At 61.2% G+C, this 22,302-nt stretch carries 16 protein-coding genes and 1 pseudogene; 7 read left to right on the top strand and 10 right to left on the bottom strand.

Features of this window, described 5'->3' with window-relative positions; genetic code table 11:
- Positions 1 to 12 precede the first annotated feature (12 nt).
- From HMPREF2792_RS11720 to leuA, 6 genes and pseudogenes are all read right to left on the bottom strand, one after another.
- The gene (locus tag HMPREF2792_RS11720) at positions 13 to 885 is read right to left on the bottom strand and encodes a DUF3800 domain-containing protein (RefSeq protein ID WP_070533870.1); all 873 of its coding nucleotides are present in this window, start codon (positions 883 to 885) and stop codon (positions 13 to 15) included.
- A gap of 136 nt (positions 886 to 1,021) precedes the next feature.
- The gene (locus tag HMPREF2792_RS11715; RefSeq protein ID WP_070533806.1) at positions 1,022 to 1,801 is read right to left on the bottom strand and encodes a type 1 glutamine amidotransferase; all 780 of its coding nucleotides are present in this window, start codon (positions 1,799 to 1,801) and stop codon (positions 1,022 to 1,024) included.
- Positions 1,794 to 3,083, bottom strand: coding sequence for a Mur ligase family protein (locus HMPREF2792_RS11710; protein ID WP_070533804.1), 1,290 nt, complete (start codon positions 3,081 to 3,083; stop codon positions 1,794 to 1,796). Before HMPREF2792_RS11710 ends, HMPREF2792_RS11715 begins: the two co-directional genes overlap by 8 nt.
- 372 nt (positions 3,084 to 3,455) lie before the next feature.
- Positions 3,456 to 4,622 (bottom strand): annotated as a pseudogene (locus HMPREF2792_RS11705) (DNA polymerase III subunit epsilon); the annotation flags it as partial.
- A 98-nt stretch (positions 4,623 to 4,720) separates the two neighbouring features.
- Positions 4,721 to 6,643, bottom strand: coding sequence for a hypothetical protein (locus HMPREF2792_RS11700; RefSeq protein WP_070533801.1), 1,923 nt, complete (start codon positions 6,641 to 6,643; stop codon positions 4,721 to 4,723).
- A 303-nt stretch (positions 6,644 to 6,946) separates the two neighbouring features.
- The gene (gene leuA, locus HMPREF2792_RS11695) at positions 6,947 to 8,761 is read right to left on the bottom strand and encodes a 2-isopropylmalate synthase (protein ID WP_070533800.1); all 1,815 of its coding nucleotides are present in this window, start codon (positions 8,759 to 8,761) and stop codon (positions 6,947 to 6,949) included.
- Between the two features lie 304 nt (positions 8,762 to 9,065).
- Here leuA and HMPREF2792_RS11690 point away from each other — a divergent pair, with 304 nt between their 5' ends.
- On the top strand, positions 9,066 to 10,259 hold the full coding sequence (locus HMPREF2792_RS11690; protein WP_070533797.1) for a mannosyltransferase family protein: 1,194 nt from the start codon (positions 9,066 to 9,068) through the stop codon (positions 10,257 to 10,259).
- A 14-nt stretch (positions 10,260 to 10,273) separates the two neighbouring features.
- On the opposite strand, the gene HMPREF2792_RS11685 is transcribed toward HMPREF2792_RS11690, so the two are convergent.
- Entirely contained in the window at positions 10,274 to 11,146 is an 873-nt protein-coding gene (locus HMPREF2792_RS11685) for a DMT family transporter (protein WP_070533795.1), read from the bottom strand.
- A 146-nt stretch (positions 11,147 to 11,292) separates the two neighbouring features.
- Between HMPREF2792_RS11685 and HMPREF2792_RS11680 the strand changes: the two genes are divergently transcribed.
- Both HMPREF2792_RS11680 and HMPREF2792_RS11675 read left to right on the top strand, forming a co-directional pair.
- Positions 11,293 to 12,558 (top strand): aspartate kinase, encoded by a 1,266-nt coding sequence (locus HMPREF2792_RS11680; RefSeq protein ID WP_070533793.1) that lies wholly within the window; start codon positions 11,293 to 11,295, stop codon positions 12,556 to 12,558.
- Positions 12,559 to 12,577: 19 nt separating this feature from the next.
- Complete coding sequence (locus HMPREF2792_RS11675; RefSeq protein WP_070524049.1) at positions 12,578 to 13,615, top strand: aspartate-semialdehyde dehydrogenase; 1,038 nt, start codon at positions 12,578 to 12,580, stop codon at positions 13,613 to 13,615.
- Positions 13,616 to 13,750: 135 nt separating this feature from the next.
- On the opposite strand, the gene HMPREF2792_RS11670 is transcribed toward HMPREF2792_RS11675, so the two are convergent.
- Together HMPREF2792_RS11670 and HMPREF2792_RS11665 are read right to left on the bottom strand one after the other, a co-directional pair.
- Positions 13,751 to 15,073: a YkvI family membrane protein gene (locus HMPREF2792_RS11670; RefSeq protein ID WP_070533791.1), complete on the bottom strand. Its 1,323-nt coding sequence runs from the start codon at positions 15,071 to 15,073 to the stop codon at positions 13,751 to 13,753.
- 277 nt (positions 15,074 to 15,350) lie between these two features.
- Positions 15,351 to 15,899 (bottom strand): RNA polymerase sigma factor, encoded by a 549-nt coding sequence (locus tag HMPREF2792_RS11665; protein ID WP_070524053.1) that lies wholly within the window; start codon positions 15,897 to 15,899, stop codon positions 15,351 to 15,353.
- A 176-nt stretch (positions 15,900 to 16,075) separates the two neighbouring features.
- Here HMPREF2792_RS11665 and HMPREF2792_RS11660 point away from each other — a divergent pair, with 176 nt between their 5' ends.
- The 3 genes from HMPREF2792_RS11660 (at position 16,076) to HMPREF2792_RS11650 (ending at position 20,973) form a co-directional block, all read left to right on the top strand.
- The gene (locus HMPREF2792_RS11660) at positions 16,076 to 17,632 is read left to right on the top strand and encodes a catalase (RefSeq protein WP_070533789.1); all 1,557 of its coding nucleotides are present in this window, start codon (positions 16,076 to 16,078) and stop codon (positions 17,630 to 17,632) included.
- A gap of 124 nt (positions 17,633 to 17,756) precedes the next feature.
- Positions 17,757 to 19,208, top strand: a complete 1,452-nt coding sequence (locus HMPREF2792_RS11655) for a hypothetical protein (RefSeq protein ID WP_070533787.1) — start codon at positions 17,757 to 17,759, stop codon at positions 19,206 to 19,208.
- Positions 19,209 to 19,470: 262 nt separating this feature from the next.
- Positions 19,471 to 20,973: a DUF5129 domain-containing protein gene (locus HMPREF2792_RS11650; protein WP_070533786.1), complete on the top strand. Its 1,503-nt coding sequence runs from the start codon at positions 19,471 to 19,473 to the stop codon at positions 20,971 to 20,973.
- Positions 20,974 to 21,098: 125 nt separating this feature from the next.
- On the opposite strand, the gene HMPREF2792_RS12795 is transcribed toward HMPREF2792_RS11650, so the two are convergent.
- Entirely contained in the window at positions 21,099 to 21,956 is an 858-nt protein-coding gene (locus HMPREF2792_RS12795) for a DUF3800 domain-containing protein (RefSeq protein ID WP_083306438.1), read from the bottom strand.
- 84 nt (positions 21,957 to 22,040) lie between these two features.
- Between HMPREF2792_RS12795 and HMPREF2792_RS12790 the strand changes: the two genes are divergently transcribed.
- Positions 22,041 to 22,302: transposase family protein (locus HMPREF2792_RS12790; RefSeq protein WP_198530325.1), on the top strand; the 262-nt coding region annotated here is incomplete at its 3' end.

Raw genomic sequence — 22,302 nt, 5'->3', positions numbered from 1 at the left:
GAAAACAGAGAATTAACCGTTGAACTTTTTCTCCTGAGCTTCCATATCGGTAGGGCTCATGGGGATTTCGGTTGTGGAATAACAACTTCGGTAGCTGCCAAGATGATTCGCATAAACGTCCCGACCAGTGCCCGCAGCACGAATCTTGCTGTGGGGACTACTCGCATGGGCTAGTCTGTTCCCGAAGTACTTGATTGCCCAGTCGAACTCTTTGAAATCTGGGTCGTATTTGTAGGCTGAAATTCTTCCAAGAAGTGCGCAAATCCAATCTGCGCATTGAACTGTTTGATAGAGATGGCTTTCTACCTCGAACGGTGGTTCAAGAAGTTTGTCTGCATCTTGGTGGGAGAACATAAAAGCGGCGCTAGAAGCGAAGATCTCCATGCGCTCTTTTGGGCCCTGTTTATCGAGAACCATTAGGTGCCGTTGGTTTTCAGCAAGCGACCAATTGACACGCTGAATAAGTTGTTTCATTGCGTGGTCATAACGTGAGCGTTCGTCTTCGCCAGTTTCTTCGTTGGTGCCCCGTGGCTTTTCTTGGCCGTAGAAAATGACTTGTGCGTCGAGTTGCTCAAGCTTGTTGAGTATGCGGTTTATGATGTTTCGGACCTCACGGTATTTCTTGACGTTTTGGGTCGTCAGAAGTGCGGCCCCTTTCTTTTCCCAGCGTTCTACAGGGCGACCTTTCGCGATGACTTTAGCGTCAATTTCGGCTTTGAGTCCGCGTTCTTTAATTCTGCGAAATGCGCCTGAGAGATGCCGAATATTGTCGGCTGGAATAATGAACCCGCCGATTCCAAAGACGGGGTGAGTTTTATAATTCGGATCGCTGCGGGAGACGTAGGCCCCGCTATGTCCAAATTCGTCAAAATATCCGATGTACATCTTCCCCCCTGGATACGCGAAAGCTCGTGTTTTCACACGAGCTTCGGAAGTGGAGCACCTTGGTGCGTCCGTTGCTTACTGTACCGTGTACCGAAGAATCTGGTCAATAGGTTCAGTTAGTTACTTCTGTTGATATCTAGCGTTGCGAGCGCGGTGGCTCCGAGGCGTTAAAACGCTCGGTGCGCAGCTGATCAATGGCGGGGATGTCCAAGGGCTCGAGTTCGCTAAGCGCGACGCCCATGGCCTTGGCCAGCAGCAGATCCGCCAGCTGCGGGTTGCGCGCCAGGACGGGGCCGTGCATGTAGGTGGCGATGACGCTGCCCTGTACCGCGCCCTCGGCTTCACGCTGGACGGCCTTGTCGGAGAGGTCCAGGATGGCGGCGGTATCTGCGTTACCGGTACCGCGCGTGAGCGTTCCCAGCGGCTGGGCGGCAGGGCCCAGGATGGTGGCACCCATGTGGTTTTCAAAACCGGTGAGCGGTTCGGTGAGCTCAGCGGTGATGCCGGCCTTGGTGGGTTCGGTGGCTACCTCGCCGATGGCGCGCTCGGCCATGGAGGCGGTGGTGGCGTCGATAAGCCCCACGCCATCCACCACGCGGCCAGATGCACGGAAGGACTCGCCGAGTACCTGCAGGCCCGCGCAAATCGCCAGAATCGGGCGACCTGCGGAGGCAGCGCGGGTGAGGCCACCGTCAGCGATGAGGTGCTCTGCCGCGAGAATCTGCGCGGTGTCCTCGCCGCCGCCGAGAGTGTAGACATCAAAGGATTCCGGCACCGGCTCACCCAGCTTGATGGGGACAATCTCCGCCTCGTGGCCGCGCATGCGGGCGCGCTGGCCCAGGACTAGGGCGTTGCCGTCATCGCCGTAGGTGCCCAGGATGTCAGGGAGGATGAGGCCAATCTGCAGGCTAGTCATTCGAATGCTCCTTTGCTGCTGCGGCGGTGAGTGCCTTCTTCAGATCGCGGAAGGCGGTGTAGTTGGCCAAAACCTCGATGCGGCCTTCCGGACAGGATTGAATAGCGGTGAGCGGGTCCGCAATGAGCTCGTGCGAGATATCCGCGTAGACCAAACGCACGGCTAGATCCGTGCCGCGCTCGCCGGCTGCCTTGACAGGGATGCCTTCGAAATCCTCGAAGCGCACGTCCCAGAGCCAGGACATATCAATACCGTCGGCCACGTGGCCGTTAGTGGCGATGACCAAGCCATCGGCGTCACGGTCCACCATGGACAGCGCCTCCTGCCAGCCGGCCGGATTCTTAGCCAAGAGCAGGCGGATCTCGCGCTTGCCCAGCGTGATGGTGGAGTAGCGTCCGGCCACGTCGTTGACGCCTTCGGCAGCGGCGATAGCCTTGTGGCGGTCCACGCCGAAGGCCTCCACGGCAGCAGCGACGGCCTGGGCGGCGTTACCGCGGTTGGCCCGTCCCGGTAGAGCAAGCTTGAGCTTGTCGACGCCCTCCGGGCTCACAATGCCTTCCTCCGTCACCGCCCAGGTGGGGGTGGGGCGGCGGAACTCGCGGCCGTCGGCAAGCACTTTGACCGCGCGCCAGTCCTCACCGTCACGCACAATGTGGCCGCCGGTGCGCGGACAGGTGACGGATTCGCCCATCCAGCCGGCACCCGCGGACACCCAAATGACATTCTTTGCGTCATAGGCCACGGAGGTCATGAGGACGTCATCACAGTTGGCGATGACGAGCATGTCCGGGTGGGCTTCGACGGCGCCGCGCAGGGCGCGCTCAATCTTGTTGATCTCACCGACGCGATCCAGCTGGTCGCGGGAGAGATTCAGCAGCACGAGCGCTGTGGGGTTGAGGTTATCCGCAACGTGGGGGACATGGAGCTCGTCTACTTCTAAGACAAGATGGCTTGCATCTTTGCCAGCTAAGAGCGCGGAGATGATTCCTGCATCCATGTTGTCGCCGCCATCGTTGGTGGCCACGGTGTGCGTAGTGCGCACGGCTGCGGCGAGCATCCGCGTGGTCGTGGACTTGCCGTTGGTTCCGGTGACCAAGACGGCTGGGCGCTGCTTGGCCAGGTTTTGCATGATAGTGGGGTCAATGGCGTTAGCGATGAGCCCGCCGATCATGCCGCCCGCACCGCGGCCCGTGGCGCGCGAGGCGGTGGTGGCCAACGCCGCGGCGGAGGTTGCAACCGCGGTGCGCGCGGAAGAAAACGCGCTTCGGAAGTTAAAATTCATGCTCCCCAGAGTAGTCGGGGGATGCTAGCTATCGGTGTTGTGGGAGCGGTTGTGTCCCGAGTTTTGCTGGTTCTGCTGGTTGCCATTGCTGCGACGGCCGCGTCCGCCGCGGCGGCGACGCCGACGCCCTTTGTTGCCGCCCTTGTTCCGGTTGTTCGAGTTGGAGTCCGACTGAGCAGGCTTGTCGCTTGCGGATCCGTCGGCCGGGGAGCCCTGGTGTTTCTTCTGCCCTTGTCCCTGTTTAGGGGAGTGCTGGGCGTTGGAGGACTTGCGGCGCGAGCGGCGGCGGTTCTTGTTCGTGGAACGATTGCGGTTGGGCTGCCCACTGCTGTGGCGCTTACCCGAATTGCTCGTTGCGCCGGAGGTGGATTGCTCCTCAGGTTCGGTCGGTTCCTCGATACGCTCAAGGGCCGCGAGGAAGGCAACATCGGACATCAGCGGGATGTCCTTGCGGTGAGCATGCATGGGCTTGCCCACGAGGTTGGTGGTGATGTTGCAGACCACGAGGGACGTCTCGCGGGAGAGCTTCTCCGAGTAGTTCAGCTCCTCACGGGCCAACGCCGCGATGATGGTGTCGGGGTCCTCGGTGATCTCCGGGGCAACGACGATCTCCATGCCACGGATGAGTTCCTTGCCGGGCACATAGGGGCCGGGGTTGTGGTGCTGACGGGGAGCTTCGGCAGCGTCGACGCGGACGTGGGAACGCTGTAGCCCAAAGCGATCAGCTCGCAGCTCATCCGGTGCCGCGCTGCTGAGCGGGCCCGCGGCTTGCGCACGGTAGAGGTCCACGAGCAGACGGGTTGCCTCGCGGGAGGTGTCCTTTTCCGGTCGGTGCGCACGGGCGACGCTGGCGGTGGGGTCGGGCGCGGGAAGACCGGTATCCCGCGCGACGGCCGCTAGGCGGATATCGGTGCTCCACACGCTTTGGCGGCGAGCGGTGGCAAGCGTATCCACGATGGTTACTGGGGTGGGAACGTGTCCCACCTTGAAGCGACGGCGCCGGCCTTTACCGCGGTTGCGGTTGCGCGCACGGTTTTGGCGGGCGGCGGCAGTCATCGCGCGGCGCGCTTCGGCGACGATGAAACCCCAGGTATAGGGGGCATCGTGAACGATGAGCGTGCGGCCATCGATGAGCCGATCCAGCGGCTTGAGCAACATGGAAAAGGACTGACCCGCCTGGATTTCCTCAGCGCTCAAGCCGTGAAGATGCCGGGGGCCAGGGTCTTCGCCGGGGTTGAGGACGGCGTGGAACTCTTGGCCGGTTTCACCCGCGGTGTTGAGTGTCAGCGCATCCACGGTAAGCAACCGACCTGTGGAGGGGTGAATGCCAGTGGTCTGGATGGTCAGCGCAACAAAGGGGAAGGCAGCGAGGGCTGCTTCGCGGGCCGACGCCCTATCTTCTTTGCTGTTCTGCTTGTTCTCAGCTGGGTGAGGGCGCGGTCCTGGTTTCGGGGCGCTGGATTGTGGCGACGCCGCGGCCGGCGTCTCTGCTGCGCTGAGCTGCGCTGCAGGTTCGGTGGGGCCGGGTGTCGTAGTCATTGTTCACAGTTTAGTACCCAACCGCGAGGAAGCTGGAAAGGGCACACGTGAAGCTGCCGTATCCCCCGAATTGGCAGCGAGGCAGGGCGTGTTGCGGACTAGTCGGTCTCGATGATGATGACCCAGCCGTCGTGGTCTGGCGTGGGCTCGGGGGTCGGTTCGGGCTCACGGCTCGGCTCAGGAGTGCGGTCCGATGTGGGCTCAGAAGTCTGTTCCGGCTTCGGCGTGGTGCTGGGCTTAGGTGTGGTGCTCGGCTTGGGCGAAGTGCTCGGCTTAGACGAGGTGCTGGGCTTAGTCGTGGTGCTTGGTTGAGACGAGGTGCTCGGCTTGGGCTGCTGAGTCTTTGTCGTGGTTGGCGTAGCAGTCGTGGAGGCAGCGGGCTTGGAGGTCGTCGGCGCAGGAGTAGTCGACTCCGCTGGCTTAGTCGTGGGCGGAGTGCTGACAGGTGTGGTGGTGCGGGACGTTGGCTTCGTCGTAGCAGTCGTCTTCGACGCCGAAGTTGATGAGGTCGGTGTCGTCGAAGAAGTTGGGGTCGCTGAAGGCGATGACGTCGGCACGCTCCGCGTGGAGCTAGGTGCGCTCGTAGTTGTGGTGGTGGAGGTGGAATCCTCCTGGCGGGGCCGTGACGTGCGCGACGTGGACTCTTCTGTGGCTTCGGTTTCCCGCGGTGCTGGCGGCGTGACTTCAGCGTGGTGCGTGTTGCGCGGGGAAGGGAATGCCTCCCCGGGCGTGACGAGCTCTGCACGTTGCGTGGGCTCAGCCAGCTTAATCGGCTCCGTCGGCTCAGACAGTTCTGTCGGCTCCACCGGAGTCGAGGAAGTGGTTCGGTCGAGGGCGCGTGGTGCTACCGAGTGCCCCTGGTTATCGGGGCGGTGGGCGCCTGCAGCCGTGTCCTCGGTTGCGTCAGCTTCGCTGGAAAGCGCGGCGTCAGCTTCTGCATTATTGGCCGGGCTGGGGGCAAGGAGCGAAGTGGTGTGCTCCTCTAAAGCCGAGTCAGCAACCTGATTGGGGGCGGAGTGAAGTGCGTGCACAGAGGATACAAAGCTAGCGGTTCCGCCGATGATGACAGCAACGCTTGCCGCGCACACCAGCTTGACACCAGTACTAGCAGCGGCGATCTTTGAGCCAACTGTTGCGGCGGTCCCGAAGGATTTCAAGGAGAGGACTTGTGCGCCCTGTGTGGCAGCGGAACTTGCGGTGTGCGCCGTGCCTGTTGCCTGGAATCCACCCACCGGCGCGACTGCTGCATGAGCCCTATCGGTGTTTGTGGCCGTCGCGGCAACCGCGCCAGCGGCGGCAGCGATGACGCCGGCGGTCCCCACGGCGACGTGAGCGTCTGGTGTTCCTTCTTCGGAGTAGACGGTGAGGGCTGGGAATTTATCATCCGGTGTGAAGTAGGCGCGCGCAATGGCAATGAGACCCTCGTGCTTGAATCCCGCGATGGTATCGCTCAGCCACGTGGCCTGATCGCGCGGAACGGTGGCGATGAGCTTGTCATCGAGATGAACCTCGATGGCGCGGCGGAAGAAGCGCCGGCTGTTAGTCAAGCGTACGAGTAGATGCGCAGGGTGCTTCGGCAGGGAACGGGTGCGGGCCGAAAAGTCAGTGATGCGAAGGGCGCGGTCGCCGTCGAGCATGCCCCATCGCTGAGCCGGGGGAACATTGATCGGGACGCACAGGCCTGGCTCCGGGAGGAGAACCTCGAATGCCGGAACGGTTTCCTCCACCGCGTCCTCGCGGAGCGAAATCTCTGCGGTGGCCTGTGGGGTCAAACCCGCGCTAATGATCCAATCCAATTCCGTGTAATCGGCGGATTGGGAAGCGGGGATGACGCCAACGATGTCATCTTCATACCGGACGCGGAAGCCGGAGCTTGAGTGCCCACACAGGGTGACGTTGAGGTGATTGTTATCCGCCAGGGAGAGCAGCTGCAGGAACATCTCCGGGTTAACGGCGTCAACCGTGAGGCGGCGAGGTTCACCAAACCCAGAGTGGGGGACCACGTAGTTAGTGACCGTCATAGTGTTCGCCTTCGCCTGCCGAACTGCAACAAATGCGCGCAGTTGCAAAACTGAGCGCAGTAGGGAATGCCGAAGTTCGGGCTGAAATTCTTATTGGGTGCACAAGGTATTCAATGCCTTTGTGCAATTGTGTCGCGTATTTATTCTATAGCTCTCCGTGCTGGCCTACAACAATGTGTAGCCAGCGCGATGTTACGGTCAGTAGCTTTAGCGAGGGGAGTGCGCGTGCGAGAGACTGCGCAAGGAGGAGGCGCGCGGACCAGCTCGCCTCCTCCTTGTGTCGCCCTGTGTCGCGGCGGAGGATTAGTCCGCGCGATTGACCGCTGAAGTAATGGCGTTGATGGACGCACGGGTGGTGGATCCGGCGATGCCGGCACCCCACACTTGTGCGCCATTGACTTCGGCGGCGATGTAGCAGGCGGCTTCGGCATCGTCGCCGGCCGTACGGGACTGCTGGGAATAGTCGATGACCTCGAAGTCGATCCCGACGTCTTCCAGCGCGTTGGCGTATGCGGCGATGGGGCCGTTACCCATGCCGGAGACAATGCGCTTCTCGCCGTTAAAGACGATGGTTGCGGTGACCTTGGCGTCTTCATCCTCCGTGGTTGAGTTATCAACTTGGAAGGTGACGAGCTCCAGCGGGGAGGTGCGCTCTAAGAACTCGTTGGCAAAGATATCCCACATGTTCTTGGAGTTGACTTCGCCACCTTCGGCGTCGGTCACCGCCTGCACGACGGAGGAGAACTCCGCTTGCATGGCGCGCGGCATATTGATGCCATGATCGGTCTTCATGATGTAGGCTACGCCGCCCTTGCCGGACTGCGAGTTGACGCGGATGACCGCCTGGTAATCGCGGCCGACGTCCTTCGGATCGATGGGCAGGTAGGGAACTTCCCAGGTGGTTTCCTGCAGTTCTTCCCACGACACCTCGGTGTTGTTCGCGCCTGGGCGCACCTCCTGCGCCAGGGCGTCCAGGCCCTTGTTGATGGCATCCTGGTGTGAACCGGAGAAGGCGGTAAATACCAGCTCGCCGCCGTAGGGGTGACGCTCCGGCACGCGCAGCTGGTTGCAATACTCCACCGTCTCGCGGATCTTAGGCAGATCGGAGAAGTCAATCTGCGGGTCCACGCCCTGGGTCAGCATGTTCAGGCCCAGGGTAATGATGTCCACGTTGCCGGTGCGCTCACCGTTGCCAAACAGGCAGCCTTCGATGCGGTCCGCCCCGGCCATGTAACCCAGCTCGGCGGCGGCGATTCCCTCGCCGCGGTCATTGTGCGGGTGCAGCGACATGATGATGGAGTCTCGCTTCGCAAAATTGCGGTGCATCCACTCGATCTGGTCGGCGTAGACGTTGGGGCTGATCATCTCCACCGTGGAGGGCAGGTTGATGATCATGGGGTTCTCCGGAGTTGCCTCCATGATGTCAACAACGGCATCGCAGACCTCGACGGCGAAGTCCAGTTCGGTGCCCGTAAAGGATTCCGGCGAGTACTCCCAGCGCCAGTTGGTATCGGGGTAATCCTTGGCAATGCCCTTGATGAGCTCCGCAGCGTCCGTGGCCAGCTTCTTAATGGCCGGGCGGTCCTTGCGGAAGACCACGCGGCGCTGCAGCTTCGAGGTGGAATTGTAGAAGTGAACGATGACGTTCTTCGCGCCCTGGCAAGCCTCAAAAGTACGGCGGATCAGGTGCTCGCGCGCCTGGACCAGGACTTGGATGGTGACGTCATCCGGGATCTTATTGCCCTCGATGATTTCGCGAACGAAGTCGAAATCCGTCTGGGAGGCGGAGGGGAAGCCTACCTCAATCTCCTTGTAGCCCATCTTGACCAGCAGGTCGAACATGCGGTGCTTGCGCTCAGGGCTCATTGGATCGATGAGAGCCTGGTTGCCGTCGCGCAGGTCCACGGCGCACCACTGTGGCGCCACGGTGATTTTCTTGTCCGGCCACGTGCGGTCAGGCAGCGAGACCGGTTCTACCTCTTCGGCGAAGCTTTGGTAGCGGTTTACTGGCATCGAGGAACCGCGCTGCTTGTTCCACGCGGGCTGGTTTTCGTTGCGCGGGCCAGCCGGGGTGGTGATTTCGCGGGGAGCGGAGATGAAAGAATCGTTGGGGGACATGGTGGTTGTTCTCTTCCTTGTCTGGGGCCTATGGGTCTGGGGCCAAAGGCGTTTTACTGTGCTGCGTTGTTTCGATGCGCAGCTACGGCGTGAATCGTGGGGGACGGCCAGCTGCGGTGTGTTGGCATCACCGCGCTCCGCGGCGGGGCGCTGGCCGTGAAGCTAGAAACCTAAAACCCGCCGCGGCTACTAAGGAGGAGAGTGTGCCGCAAAGTCATGTGAGCCACAATACAGCTTTTCTCATTCTATGGCAACTGATTCCACATATTGGGATGGGTGATGTGGGTGGCTAGGATGTTGTGGCGTGCATGAAGAAAACTCCACGAAGATTATTCAGGATCCGGGGGAAGAGACCACGGCGGATAGCGGGCGCGCGGCAGACGCCTCCCCTGCTGGCACGCAGGGGGCGCTGTCACTGGTGCCGCTTGCCACGTTGGTCGCGGTTGTTGGAACCGCGGTGCGCATTGCCGTTCTGAACGTCATCGCCGCCGTCAATGACCAGGAGCTGTGGGATCGGCTCACGTCGTGGGATTCCAAGTACTACCTGGAAATTGCTCGAGTGGGATATTTTGACGCGGATATCCACACTGATGGCCCAGTCTATGAGACGACAATGGCCTTCTTCCCGGGCTTTCCCATGCTGTTGCGGGTCCTGGGATGGACCGGGATCAGCCTCGAAGTAGCCGCGCTCATCGTTAACACCCTCCTCACCGTGGCCATGGCTGCCGGCGTTATGGTCTTGGCGCAGCGCTTGGGGGCGGGGCGCCGTGGGCAATGCGCCGCTGCCATCGTGGTGAGCAGCGCTCCGATGTCCATCGTGTTCTCGATGCCTTATACCGAAGCTCTCTTCGGGGCCCTCCTGGTGTGGGGACTCGTCGCGCTGGATGATCGCGCCTGGTGGCGCGCGGCGGCGTTCGGCTTTGCCTTATCGTTTGTGCGGCTGACCTCCGTGGACTTCCTTGCTGTCTTTGCCTTGTGGGTGCTCATCTATGGGCGGCGCTCGTGGCAGGCCTGGCTCAGCCTCATCGTGGCAGCGCTTCCGCTGCCAGCGTATTTATTGTGGACGCAGCGCTACCTCGCAGAGGCCGGCGGCTACTTTGGCATCCAGACCGAGCACTGGCATTCCACCTTCGACTGGGGTGCTGCCACCGTACGGTTCGTGTGGGAAGTTCTGACGGAGAAGAACGATGTGGGCTACCTGCTTAGCGTTCTGGTGATCCTGGGCGTCCCCGTGCTGCTGGTGGCGGCGTGGGGAAGGCTGAATCCGGTGGCGTGGTGGTTTAGCGCCGCGCTGTGTGCGAATGTGCTGCTTTCCGACGGCATCATGCACTCGCGCCCGCGTCTCCTCCTGCCCGCGATTATCTTGGCGCTTCCCTGGGCCGTGCGCGCGTCTGAGGTGCTGCGACCCCGCGAGCTCTGGCTCGCATGTAGCGCCTGGGTCCTGTGGTCGGCGTGGTTCTCCGCTTATATGCTGGTGGTCTTTGAGTGGGCCATCTAGCGCGGAAGCTCGTCCTAGCGTGGGCTTTGCTCCGCGCGCTGAGTGCTTCCCGGGTTGACCGGCACGCGGGATAGGACGATTGTGGCAACGATCATGATGATGAGCGAAACCCCCATCACGCACCAACCCGCAACGCTACTGACCTGGAATTTTTCGCCCAAGACCCAGTAGCCCAAACCGAAGGCCACGATGGGCTCCATGATGGTCATCGCAGGCAAAGAGTGCGCAAGCGCGCCAGCGTGGAAGGAATATTGCTGGATCACCGTTCCGGCAGCCGCCAGCCCAATGAGCACGTACAGCTCCCAGCTGGCCAGCAAGGCTGTGATGCCCTCGTGGGAGAGGACGTCCACCACTGCCTTGGCTACGAGCGCCACGTAGCCATACAGGATGCCGCACGCGCTCCCGAGCGCTAGGGCGGACTCCTCCGGCCGGTTATAGGCCGCCACGAACAGAGCGGTGAGGGCAAGCGCGCCGAGGGCGAAGGCGGGCCACCATTGGGACCAGGTGGGCGTCGTCAAGCCTGCGGTGGGGCGCCCATAGACCACCATGATGCTCACCGCGATGGTCAGCGTGAGGCACCAGAACACCTCCCGTGCCGGCATCGGCCGCCGGGAATACCAGGCGGCGAGCGGCAGCGTGAACATGAGGGACAGGATGAGGATTGGCTGCACGATGAGCAGCGTGCCGAAGTGGAGAGCGACGAGCTGTAGCGCGTAGGCAATAACGGCGGCGCTGGTCCCCACCCACCACAAGGGAGTCCGAATAGCGGTGCGCATGACGCTCCTGGAGCTAGCGTCCAACACGATGCGGTGGCGTATGACTGTGCCCCAGGCCACGACTAGCGCGGAGGCCAGTGCAAAAGTAATGGCAACCAGGTTTGAAAGCATCGTTTCTACCCTACCTGGAATTAATATCCAGCACGTGTTTCGATGGGAACCAAAGGGCGGTAGTCTAAAGGAGTTGACTGCCGGTCTATAGGTATTGGGCGGTGAACAGGTAATGGCCCTCACAAACAGGAAAGGTGGGACCGTCAGTGGCCCTAGTCGTACAGAAATACGGGGGATCCTCCCTCGAAAGCGCAGAGCGCATTCGCGCGGTGGCGGAGCGCATTGTGGCGACGAAGAAGCAGGGCAACGACGTCGTTGTTGTGTGCTCCGCCATGGGAGATACCACCGATAACCTGCTTGATCTTGCAGCGCAGGTCAACCCCGTCCCGCCGCAGCGTGAGATGGACATGCTGTTGACCGCCGGCGAGCGCATCTCCAACGCACTCGTTGCCATGGCCGTGGAGTCCCTTGGTGCCAAGGCTCAGTCCTTCACTGGTTCCCAGGCCGGCGTGCTCACCACCGAGCGCCACGGAAACGCCCGCATCGTCGACGTCACCCCGGGCCGTCTAACCGAAGCCTTGGAGAAAGGCCGGATCTGCATCGTTGCGGGTTTCCAGGGCGTGAACAAGGAATCGCGTGATGTGACCACCCTCGGCCGCGGCGGCTCGGACACCACCGCGGTGGCGCTGGCGGCAGCGCTCAAGGCCGATGTGTGTGAGATTTACTCCGATGTCGACGGCGTTTATACCGCCGACCCACGCATCGTCCACAACGCCCAGAAACTCGACCAGCTGTCCTTCGAGGAGATGCTGGAGATGGCAGCTGTGGGCTCCAAGATTCTGGTCCTGCGCAGTGTCGAGTACGCCCGCGCGTTCAACGTTCCCCTTCGAGTCCGCTCATCTTATTCAAACGACCCCGGCACGCTCATCGCCGGTTCAATGGAGGATATCCCCGTGGAAGAAGCAGTACTTACTGGTATCGCAACCGACCGTTCCGAGGCTAAGGTCACCGTCCTGGGCATACCGGACCGCCCGGGTGAGGCGGCCAAGTTGTTCCGCGCCATCGCGGACGCCGAGATCAACATCGACATGGTCCTGCAAAACGTCTCCTCGCTGGACTCCGGTACCACCGACATCACCTTCACCTGCCCGCGCGCGGATGGCCCAAAGGCCATGGAGATCCTGGCCAAGCTCAAGGAGGAGGGGCACTGGACCAACGTGCTTTACGACGACCAGGTGGGCAAGGTCTCCCTCGTCGGTGCCGGCATGAAGTCCCACCCGGGCGTTACCGCAGATTTCACGGAGGCATTGCGTGACGCCGGGGTCAACATGGAGCTCATTTCAACCTCCGAAATCCGAATTTCCGTGCTTACCCGCGAGGCCGATCTGGAGAAGGCCGCCGTGGCCCTGCACGATAAGTTCCAGCTGGGTGGCGAGGAAGAGGCCACCGTTTATGCTGGTACCGGACGCTAAAAATTAAGGAGTAAAGGTCATGACCACTGTTGCAGTTGTAGGCGCTACCGGGCAGGTTGGCCGCGTGATGCGCACCCTCTTGGAGGAGCGCAACTTCCCGGCCGATACGGTCCGCTTCTTTGCCTCCGCACGCTCAGCAGGCCAGGAGCTCACCTTCCGCGAGGACAAGGTCGTCGTGGAAGATTTGGCAGAGCAGACTGTGGAGAGCCTTGCAGGAATCGACATCGCCGTGTTCTCCGCCGGCGGTTCGACGTCCAAGCAGTACGCACCGCTCTTCGCCGAGGCCGGCGCCACCGTGGTGGATAACTCTTCTGCGTGGCGCCGGGATCCGGACGTGCCGCTCATCGTGTCAGAGGTGAACCCGCAGGATAAGGACAACGTCACCAAGGGCATCATCGCCAACCCGAACTGCACAACCATGGCGATCATGCCGGTGACGAAGGCGCTTCACGACGCCGCCGGTCTCACCACCATGCGCGTCGCCTCCTACCAGGCCGTGTCCGGTTCCGGATTGGCCGGCGTGGAAACCTTGGTCAAGCAGGTGGCCTCAATCGGTGACCGCAACGTTGAGCTCGTCCACGACGGCTCTGCGCTTGAGGTCTCCGAGGAGGATTTGGGCCCCTATGTCGCTCCGATTGCGTATAACGCGCTGCCGTTGGCGGGCAACCTCGTGGATGACGGAACCGAAGAGACCGACGAGGAACAGAAGCTGCGCAACGAGTCCCGCAAGATTCTGGGCATCTCAGAGCTGAAGGTGTCCGGCACGTGCGTGCGCATCCCGGTGTTTACTGGCCACACCATGGTCGTACACGCGGAGTTTGAGAAGCCGATTACCCCGGAGCAGGCCCGCGAGGTGCTCTCGGCCGCGCCGGGTGTCAAGGTCGTCGATGTGCCGACGCCCCTGGCGGCAGCCGGCATCGACCTTTCCTTGGTCGGGCGCATCCGCCAGGACCAGACGGTCGAGGACAACAAGGGCCTCGTCTTCGTCGTGTCCGGCGATAATCTGCGCAAGGGCGCAGCGCTCAACGCTATTCAGATTGCGGAGTTGCTGGTCTAGCGTGTGGCGCACGACAGCGCCGCACTGTTCTCCTCAATAAAAGAAGTCCGCCGCCAGAGTGAATTCTGGGGCGGACTTCTTTTATTCGCTTTTATGTATAGCGGGACGCGCCGCCCGCTATACATGCGGGAAACGCTAGTCCTTCGGGACCTCGGGCTTGGTGTGCTCCACGAAGGTCACGGAGGGGTCTGGATCTTCGCGGTCGTATTCAATCTCATCGTCGGCTTCGAGTTCCTCGTGGATTTCCTCGGCGACGACTTCGACGAACTCCTCCGTTTCCATGTTGGAGGCAGCGGCAAGCTTACGCAGCTCGCGCTCGTTCTTCTTGGTGAAGTGCTCGCGCGGGTCGAGGCGGCGCTTGACCAAGGTGCGGGCGCGCACGCGGCGGTCAGACTCGGAGGTGATCTTGTCACGCTGGGTAATCCAGCTGATGACCATGACTGCAATCATGAGCAGGCCAATCCAACCCAGGATCGGGTAAACGCTGGATACTAGCTGCTTGAAGCCAATGAAGGAGAGGATGAAGCCCACGACACAGGCGCCCGCGTAGACGGGGTAGAAGAGCTTAGGCTTCTTGCGGGTCAAGCGCTTGCCCATGGCATAGAACATGCCGATGGCGGTGTTGAAGACCATGCCGTAGATGATGAAGGTCATGAAGTAAGCCAAGGCCGGGTTTACGTTATGGATTAGCGAGAGCACCGGCAGGTCCTGCTCGTGCACATCCGGCGCCACCATGTAGAGGGACACTACGAGGAGAGCGAGCAGGAGCAGGTAGAAGAAGCCACCGATGAGGCCGCCGACACCGACGGCGCGGTTATCCAGGATGTTGCCGCCGATGACGATGGACATCGAGACCGCGCACATGACGTTGAGACCGGTGTAGTTCAGCGCGGCCAGCCACCAGTTGTTGAGGGGACTTTCCACGTGGGTGACGGCATAATCATTGGCGCTCGACCAGTCGACGTCGGTCACGATGATGGTGTAACCGGTGGCCAGAACCACGAAGATGATGATGAAGGGCGTAATCGCGCCGATGACGTTGCTGACCTTATCCACGTCGAGGAGGCCCACCAGGAGCACCAGAACGAGCATAATGGCCCCACCCACCCAGATGGGCACGCCGTCAAACTGCTGGCTGATGGTCGAGCCACCACCGGCGAACATGACGAAGCCGATGGAGAACAACGTGGCTAGGGTGCCCCAGTCCAGCACTCGGGAGACGATGGGGCCACTAATCTTGTCGTAGACGGCCGTGTGCTCGTTCGCTTGGAAGTAGGAGCCGAGCTGCAAAATGGCAACACCAGTAATGATCATGAGGGCGGAGGCGAGGAGTACACCCCACAGTCCCATGTTTCCGAAAGCCACGAAGTACTGGATTGCTTCCTGGCCGGAGGCAAAGCCGGCGCCGACGACGACACCAATGAAGGCCATGGAAATGGCCACTGCGCGTTTCCACATAAGGTAAAGAGGTCTCTCAATCTCACACGCGCCGGGGAATGTCATCACAACCCAAGGTGTGGTGCGGGCAATCGGGAAAGCCTCGCGGGCCCGGTTCGACTATCGATTTATCACGTGTGCCTCGAAAAAGATTAGGTGTGGTCGATAGGTATTTTCCAGCTGACACTACGATTTCTCGCTGAGCTGGCACCGGACGGGCCGCCAGGACCTGTCAGTTGCCGCACGTCTGCGCAGGTGCTGTGACTCCCGACGCCCATTTATAACGGCTCGATAACGATTATCCGCGCTGGTCGATGAGGTCCTTGCGGGCGCGGGCGACGCGGGAGCGAATTGTGCCCACGCGAACCCCGGCGATTTTCGCGGCCTCCTCATAGGTGTAGCCCAAGACTTGGGTCAGGATGAGGGCTTCGCGGCGGTCTTCTGGGAGGGCGTCGATAAGCGCGCGGGCGTCGATCCACTCGCTCCACGTGCCCGAGCTCTCCGGGGTCGCGGCAAGGGCGGCGGCGTCCTCATACTCGGTGGCGGACTTGCGCGGGCGGGCCATGTCGTGGCGGATGTTGTCCACCCACACGCGGCGAGCGAGGGAGAGCAGCCACGTGCGTGCTGAAGAACGGGCGGCAAAGCGGGGGAGCGCGCCGATGACGCGCAAGTAGGTTTCTTGGGTGAGGTCGTCCGCGATATCTGGGCCGCCGAGGTGGGCGAGCAGGCGCCAGACATCATCTTGGGTGGACTTGATGAACTCCGTGAGGGCTGCGCGGTCGCCGCGGCCCGCCTTGAGGGCGAGATCGGTGACGCGCGCATCGTCGCGCTCGGAGTGTCGTTTCACCTCCCATAATTTACCAGTCGGGGGCGTGAGCCTCGGGAACCGCTGGGGCTCCTCTGTGGGCGTCTACGTTTGGGAAAAATTCTGTTGCGTAGGTCATTTTTAATGGGTAGGCTATGAAAGGTCCGAGATTGATAACGAATCACAAATTATCAACAACTGTAGGAGGCATTAACCCCATGACTAACGCTTCAAACGAGTTCGTTGCAGACAAGGTTCTGGATAAGGGCCAGCGCGCCCCGGGCGGCGAGAACACCACCCGCCCTTCCGGTCAGCCCATTGCAACGGAAAACACCAGCATCACTGCTGGTGAAAACGGCCCGGTCGTGCTCAATGACATCCACCTTATTGAGAAGCTCGCACACTTCAACCGCGAGCGCGTGCCGGAGCGCACCCCGCACGCTAAGGGCCACGGTGCCTTCGGCGAGCTGCACGTTACCGAGGACGTATCCGCTTACACCAAGGCCAAGCTCTTCCAGAAGGGCACCGTGACCCCGATGATGGGCCGCTTCTCCACCGTCGCCGGCGAGCAGGGATCCCCGGATACCTGGCGTGATGTCCACGGCTTCGCGCTGCGTTTCTACACCGAGGACGGCAACTACGACATCGTGGGCAACAACACCCCGGTGTTCTTCCTGCGTGACGGTATTAAGTTCCCGGACTTTATTCACTCCCAGAAGCGTCTGGGCGCTAATGGTTTGCGCGATGCTGACATGCAGTGGGATTTCTGGACCCGTAACCCGGAGACCACCCACCAGGTCACCTACCTCATGGGTGACCGCGGTACCCCGAAGACCACCCGCCACCAGAACGGCTACGGCTCCCACACCTTCCAGTGGGTCAACGAGTCCGGTGACGCCTTCTGGGTGAAGTACCACTTCAAGACCCGCCAGGGCGTGGAGAACTTCACCGACGCCGAGGCGACTGAGATGGCCGGCAAGAACGCGGACTACCACCGCGAAGACCTCTACAACGCCATCGAGGAAGGCAACTTCCCGGTCTGGGACGTCAAGGTTCAGATCATGCCGGTGGCAGAGGCCGAGGAATACCGCTTCAACCCGTTCGACCTCACCAAGACCTGGTCCAAGAAGGACTACCCGCTGGTGGATGTCGGATACTTCGTGCTCAACCGCAACCCGCGTAACTTCTTCGCGCAGATTGAGCAGGTTGCCCTGGATCCGTCCAACATCGTCCCGGGCATTGGCCTGTCCCCGGATAAGATGCTGCAGGCACGCGTCTTCGCGTACGCCGACCAGCAGCGCTACCGCATCGGACCGAACTACAAGCAGCTGCCGGTGAACCAGCCGCTTAACCAGGTCAACACCTACGAGCACGAGGGCTCGATGCAGTACCTGTTCAATGCCCCGGAGGATCCGGTCTACTCGCCGAACCGCCACGCCAAGGGCGGCGGCTACATGGACGGCGATGAGAACCTGCGCTTCAAGGAGCAGGAGACGACCACCGCTCCGGACCTCTACGTGAACCCGGATCCGGCCGGCATCGACTTGGTTCGTGCGCCCTACGTCCGCCACGCCGAGGACAACGACACCGTTCAGGCCACCGACCTGTATGAGAACGTCTACGACGACGGCGCCAAGGAGCGCCTGGCGGATAACATCACCAACGCTATGGCTGGCGTGTCCCCGGAGACCGAGGAGCGCGTCTACGCCTACTGGGATGCTGTCTCCCCGCAGCTGGGCAAGCGCGTGCGCGAGCTCTTCGCGGAGAAGAAGTAATTAACGCATACGCGTTAATTACGTAACCTCAGTAGCCCCGCTAGTGACCGAAGAACACGGTACTGGCGGGGCTTTTCCGCGCGCCTGACCGCTTCTTCCCAGCGTGAACGATAGTTTCTTTTACATGACCTCACGCCTAGCCAGTCCTGCTGACGCTAACCGGAAGGTTGGCACCCGCGCTCTTATACTCACCCTCGTGCTCATCGTGCCGCTCATTGTCGGTGCGGTCGTCGCCGCCGTGTCCGAGTGGCAGCCAGCCGAAACCTGGTCGCAGGAACAGGCCGGGGCTCCCAGCGATGGCACCATCGATCCGGCTGAGCTTTACGACGTCTCCCGTGCCCTCTCGGAAGCCAATGCCCAAGCCGGCTTTTTGGCCAACGGCACGAAGCAACTCGCTGACGGCACAGGGGAGCTCCAGGATGGCGCTGATGAGCTCGGCGGTGGAGTAGACCAGCTGGCCGGCGGCTCGCAGGAGCTTTATGACGGGCTCGTGCAGCTGCAGTCCGGCACCGCCCAGCTGGGCAACGGTGCCACCGAGCTGGCCGACGGCGTCGGCGGGGCCGTTGACCAAGTCGTGGGCCTCGGCGTGGTTCGCGGACAGCTCCTGCAGGCAATCGACGGCACCTTAAAGGACCTAGAAGGAAACAACTCGGCGGAGGCGAAGAACATCCGCTCGCAGCTTGGTGATCTGCGAGGCCAGGTGGAGAACTTCCAATTCGACCAATCCGTTCAGGATCAATTGACGCAACTCAAAGATGGTTCGCGCGACCTTTCCAATCAGCTGGCCGTCACTGGTTATGCCTATCACGATGGTGTCTACCAAGCCACCGAGGGGGCGAAGCAGCTTAACGCCGGTATTGGTGAGCTCAACGCGAAGGTCGATGAGGCCTTGAAGGGCGTGGACAAGCTTGTTGCCGGTGCGGAGAAGGTCGATGGCATGGCCAAGCAGAACCGGACCAAGGTGCAGGGTGCGCAGCGTGCGATGCCGACCGTCGCCGGGCCCGCCGAGGGCGAAAGTGAACCCGCTCAGCTGCTCAGCCCCATCGTCGCTATGTTGCTAGCAGCCATCGCTGCTCTTGGCGGCGGTGTTATCGGCGCGCTGTTGACGCGCGTGGAGCGCCGCATCCTCACGCTCCTCGGCGGGGCGGTGCTGATTGGTGTCGTCGTGGGCTTGCTCGTGGCCCTCCTGGCTACTGGCGTGACCGCAGCCGCGGTGGCCTGGGCGGGGCTCGCGGCGGCGGGGGCCGGGGTGGCGTCGGCAAGCATTGTGTTCGCGCTTGCGCGCGGCCTTGGCGCGGGCGGCTGGGTCCTGGGCAGCGTGCTCGCCGTGGTGCAGGTGGGCATCGTGGGCTGGGCGTGGAAGGCGGCGTCGACCGGCACCGATCTCAACGCCGCGATGAGCGCGCTCGTGCATCTCTTCCCCATGCAGTGGGCCACCTCCGCCATCACCGTGGCAGGTAATGGCGGGCAGTCCCCACAGTTGTGGACTGCTCTGGCCATTTTGGGGGTAATCACGATTGCGGCCTTCGTGCTCGTGGGGGCACCTGCAGGGCGGGCAGAAAAGGAAAAAGCCTAGCTCACGGCCCTGCGTCCGGCATATCGCAGAAGTGCCACGATATGTTACTCGGTTTTCCAGATTTTGCTACCGCTGTGAATAGAAAGAGTGCTAGAGTGAAAGTCGCTCACAAAGCCTACTTAGGGGGTAGGCAAACGGTTTCTCCAATCCGTTGTGAGTGATAGGGAATAGGGGCGACGCGGCTGCTGTAGGGGCACCGCGTCGTTTCCAATTGTGGGGGTAAAGTTGGCGGCACCGACTGCTCAGGAATTGGAGAAACACCGTGACCGACTCCCGCGATATCAAACCTTTCGCTGCCAGCCGCGGCCCCAAAGTGACCTCTGTTGGGGCCATTATCGGTGCGGCGCTGGTGGGTGGTCTGTTGCTCGGGGGAATCGGCGCGGGTGCGAGCTTGGCGGCCTTCGATGAGCCCGAGCGCTCCGACTATGTCATCCAGCCCGCACAGCGTGAGGTGCAGGCTGACATCATGGACCCGGACGATGTGCTTACCCAGGAGGAAGAAGAGCGCATGCTTAGCGATGTCTCCCGGATCGCCGCCCCCGACGTGGTCCAGGGGCTGCACTACATGGTCTTTGCCAAGAACAAAGAAAACGTTAACGACTCCGTGGAGGAGTACCTGCGCGATAATCACCCGGAGCTCATCGGCAAGGATAAGTTCGCCGATGGCCAGGTCTTCGTCGGCGTGGGACTCGACCCGCGCCGGGCCTTCGTCTTTGCGGGTGAGGATGTGGCCGGGCAGATGAAGCTGCGCAAAGATGACAGCCATTTGGAGCAGTCCATCGAAGCCATTAAGCCGGGCGTGCGGGATGGCAACATTCCTGCTGGCCTTTTTGCTGGCGCGGCGGCGGCGATCGATGTGGACCGTGCTGCGGATGCCCAGTACGAGAGCGCGAAAGATGGGCGCATTGGGGCGGCCATTGGCCTCGGGGCGGCGGGCCTGGGCGTCGGTGGCGCGGGCGCAGGCATCGTCGGCGGTACTCGTCGCAGCCGGCAGAAGAAGGCGCAGCAGGCGCGCGAGGACTGGGACTACGTCTCGCAGACCTATACCGGTGTGGCGCAGCGTCTGAGGGAGATCGATATTCGGGCGCACTCGCTGCAATCGGGTCTGGTGGATGAGCGTTTGCGTGAGGACTGGGAGGGCCTGCGTGATGACTTCCTCGCCATCGATGCCCAGGTGGGATCCCTTATGTCGATTCCAGCCGATGCGCCGGATGAACAGTTCCGCTCGTATGCCGAGCCCATCGCCCACGCGCGCGAGCTGTGTGAGCGCGTGGAAACCGCCGAAGTCAACATTGAAAAGCTGCGCCGCATCGAAGACGCTGATGCCGATGCCCGCCGCTTCGAGCTCTACGAGTTGGGTAAAGACCTGGCCCAGGCAGGCTACTTGGCGGCGGACATCGACTCGGCGCTTGAGCGTCACGCCAAGGAGCTGGAAGGTGCCGCCGTTGCACTCTCCAATGAGCCCAATCACCCGCAGTTCATGGAACGCTACTTGGAGCTCTTGGACCGCACCGCGCTACTCTCTGAGCACCTGCAGGCGCAGCTGCAGAAGCGCAACGAGGCCGACGAGCGCCCAGAGCGCACGCGCATCTATGACTCCAACTTCTTCGCCGGTTCCGGCTACCACGGCTATGTGCCCTTCTACGTTGTGAGCACCTGGGACAGCGACGCCACCGCCGCCAACAGCAGCTCCTCCTCCAGCGGCGGCGTCAATAGCGGGTTTAGCTCGGGCTTTTCCGGCTCGGGTGGATCTTCGAGCTTCTAGGGCTGGTTAAAAGCCCTTAACCGTGAAACGCAAGAGAACTCGAAGCTGCCTACTGCTTGGTTCCCGTTGGCAAAACCTCTCACAGGGAATTGGCTTCCTGCAGGAGATTTGTGGCAACCATGCATTTACCTGAGTGTGGCTTTCCTGACCCGTTCTAGTTTTTCCCGGTTTTCCTGACTCACATTTAGGAAGTCGATAACTGGCCTCTCGGCATAGATAATCTCTGAATGGTGGAGATCTGAGATGGATCGCCCGCATAGGTGGAGTTTCGATTCATAGGTGAAAGCTCCTCGCGCAGCCGATAACTGACTCGCAAAGGGGATCCATGAATAGCGAGAATCTTCTACTAGTTGATATTCGACAGCTCGTTTTACTAAAGCGCATACCCAATCAGCAAACTGGATATTAGAAGAGAGTTTACTGTCGATGTGCATGGGCGGTTCAATTAATCGCCGCATTTCCTTATGCTCGGTAGCTCGACCCAGAATATGGGCGTACATCACAGGTAAGCGCTGGATTCGGGATTTTTCATTGATTTGATCCATTAGCACGAGCATCGATTGGTCTAACGAATGTGCATGATTCGCCAGCCTATTTAAGGATTCCCTCATTGAGGTTTCTTCTCGCTGGCGAAATTCATTTGGACCACAGTTAGTCTCTTTGGGAGTGCCTATTGGCTTTTCTTCAGCATAGTAGAAAAGGTTTCCATTCAATTGCCTAAGTTTGGAAATCAGACTTCCAAGCAGTCTTAAATTTTGGGGACGTTCATCGTATGCCTTGGCGAACAGTAAATCTGCGCCTTTTCTTTCCCATCGACCAGGATCGACGTTGTCTGGAATATCATTTTGGAAGAATTGCTTCTTTCGTTCCGCGAAGAAGGCGCCAAATTGCCGAGCATTATCTTCGGGAATTACAAAGCCGCCATAACGGCTCTTCCGGTTTTGGGGTGCGTAGCGGGGTGAAGTAGAACACGACGGGTTCAGCGGGTCACCACAACATGTAGGGGTCCCTGGGTGTGAAGATGAAAGTTCCTACACAACCATCTAAACCCACCAGGGACCCGTACTGTGAAGCCTACTGGAAACCTCGTCGCCGACACCATCTGCCGTACCGCGGAAATCGGACTTGCCATCACCGGTGCCGCTGATGCCGGACCACTGACCATCATTGAGACCACGCCAGTAGCCGTTAGCGGCGCGTGCCCGGACTGCGGCCAGCCAGGCAAGCTGCGCGACCACATCACCCGTCGACTCGTCGATCTTCCCGTCGTCGGATTCCCCACCAGGCTGCACGTAAAAGTCCCTAGATTCCGGTGCACAGCCGCCTCAT

The sequence above is a fragment of the Corynebacterium sp. HMSC068H04 genome, from assembly GCF_001811255.1.
Classification (GTDB): Bacteria; Actinomycetota; Actinomycetes; order Mycobacteriales; family Mycobacteriaceae; genus Corynebacterium; species Corynebacterium hesseae.
Note: the sequence above shows the minus strand (reverse complement) of the source record. Positions and strands in the feature narration are given on the sequence as shown.

Coding starts and splice junctions, on each gene's coding strand:
- HMPREF2792_RS11655 (WP_070533787.1), top strand. CDS start 17,757: ATGACCTCACGCCTAGCCAGTCCTGCTGACGCTAACCGGAAGGTTGGC.
- HMPREF2792_RS11660 (WP_070533789.1), top strand. CDS start 16,076: ATGACTAACGCTTCAAACGAGTTCGTTGCAGACAAGGTTCTGGATAAG.
- HMPREF2792_RS11720 (WP_070533870.1), bottom strand. CDS start 885: ATGTACATCGGATATTTTGACGAATTTGGACATAGCGGGGCCTACGTC.
- HMPREF2792_RS11700 (WP_070533801.1), bottom strand. CDS start 6,643: ATGACGGTCACTAACTACGTGGTCCCCCACTCTGGGTTTGGTGAACCT.
- HMPREF2792_RS11675 (WP_070524049.1), top strand. CDS start 12,578: ATGACCACTGTTGCAGTTGTAGGCGCTACCGGGCAGGTTGGCCGCGTG.
- HMPREF2792_RS11715 (WP_070533806.1), bottom strand. CDS start 1,801: ATGACTAGCCTGCAGATTGGCCTCATCCTCCCTGACATCCTGGGCACC.
- HMPREF2792_RS11710 (WP_070533804.1), bottom strand. CDS start 3,083: ATGAATTTTAACTTCCGAAGCGCGTTTTCTTCCGCGCGCACCGCGGTT.
- HMPREF2792_RS11670 (WP_070533791.1), bottom strand. CDS start 15,073: ATGTGGAAACGCGCAGTGGCCATTTCCATGGCCTTCATTGGTGTCGTC.
- HMPREF2792_RS11685 (WP_070533795.1), bottom strand. CDS start 11,146: ATGCTTTCAAACCTGGTTGCCATTACTTTTGCACTGGCCTCCGCGCTA.
- leuA (WP_070533800.1), bottom strand. CDS start 8,761: ATGTCCCCCAACGATTCTTTCATCTCCGCTCCCCGCGAAATCACCACC.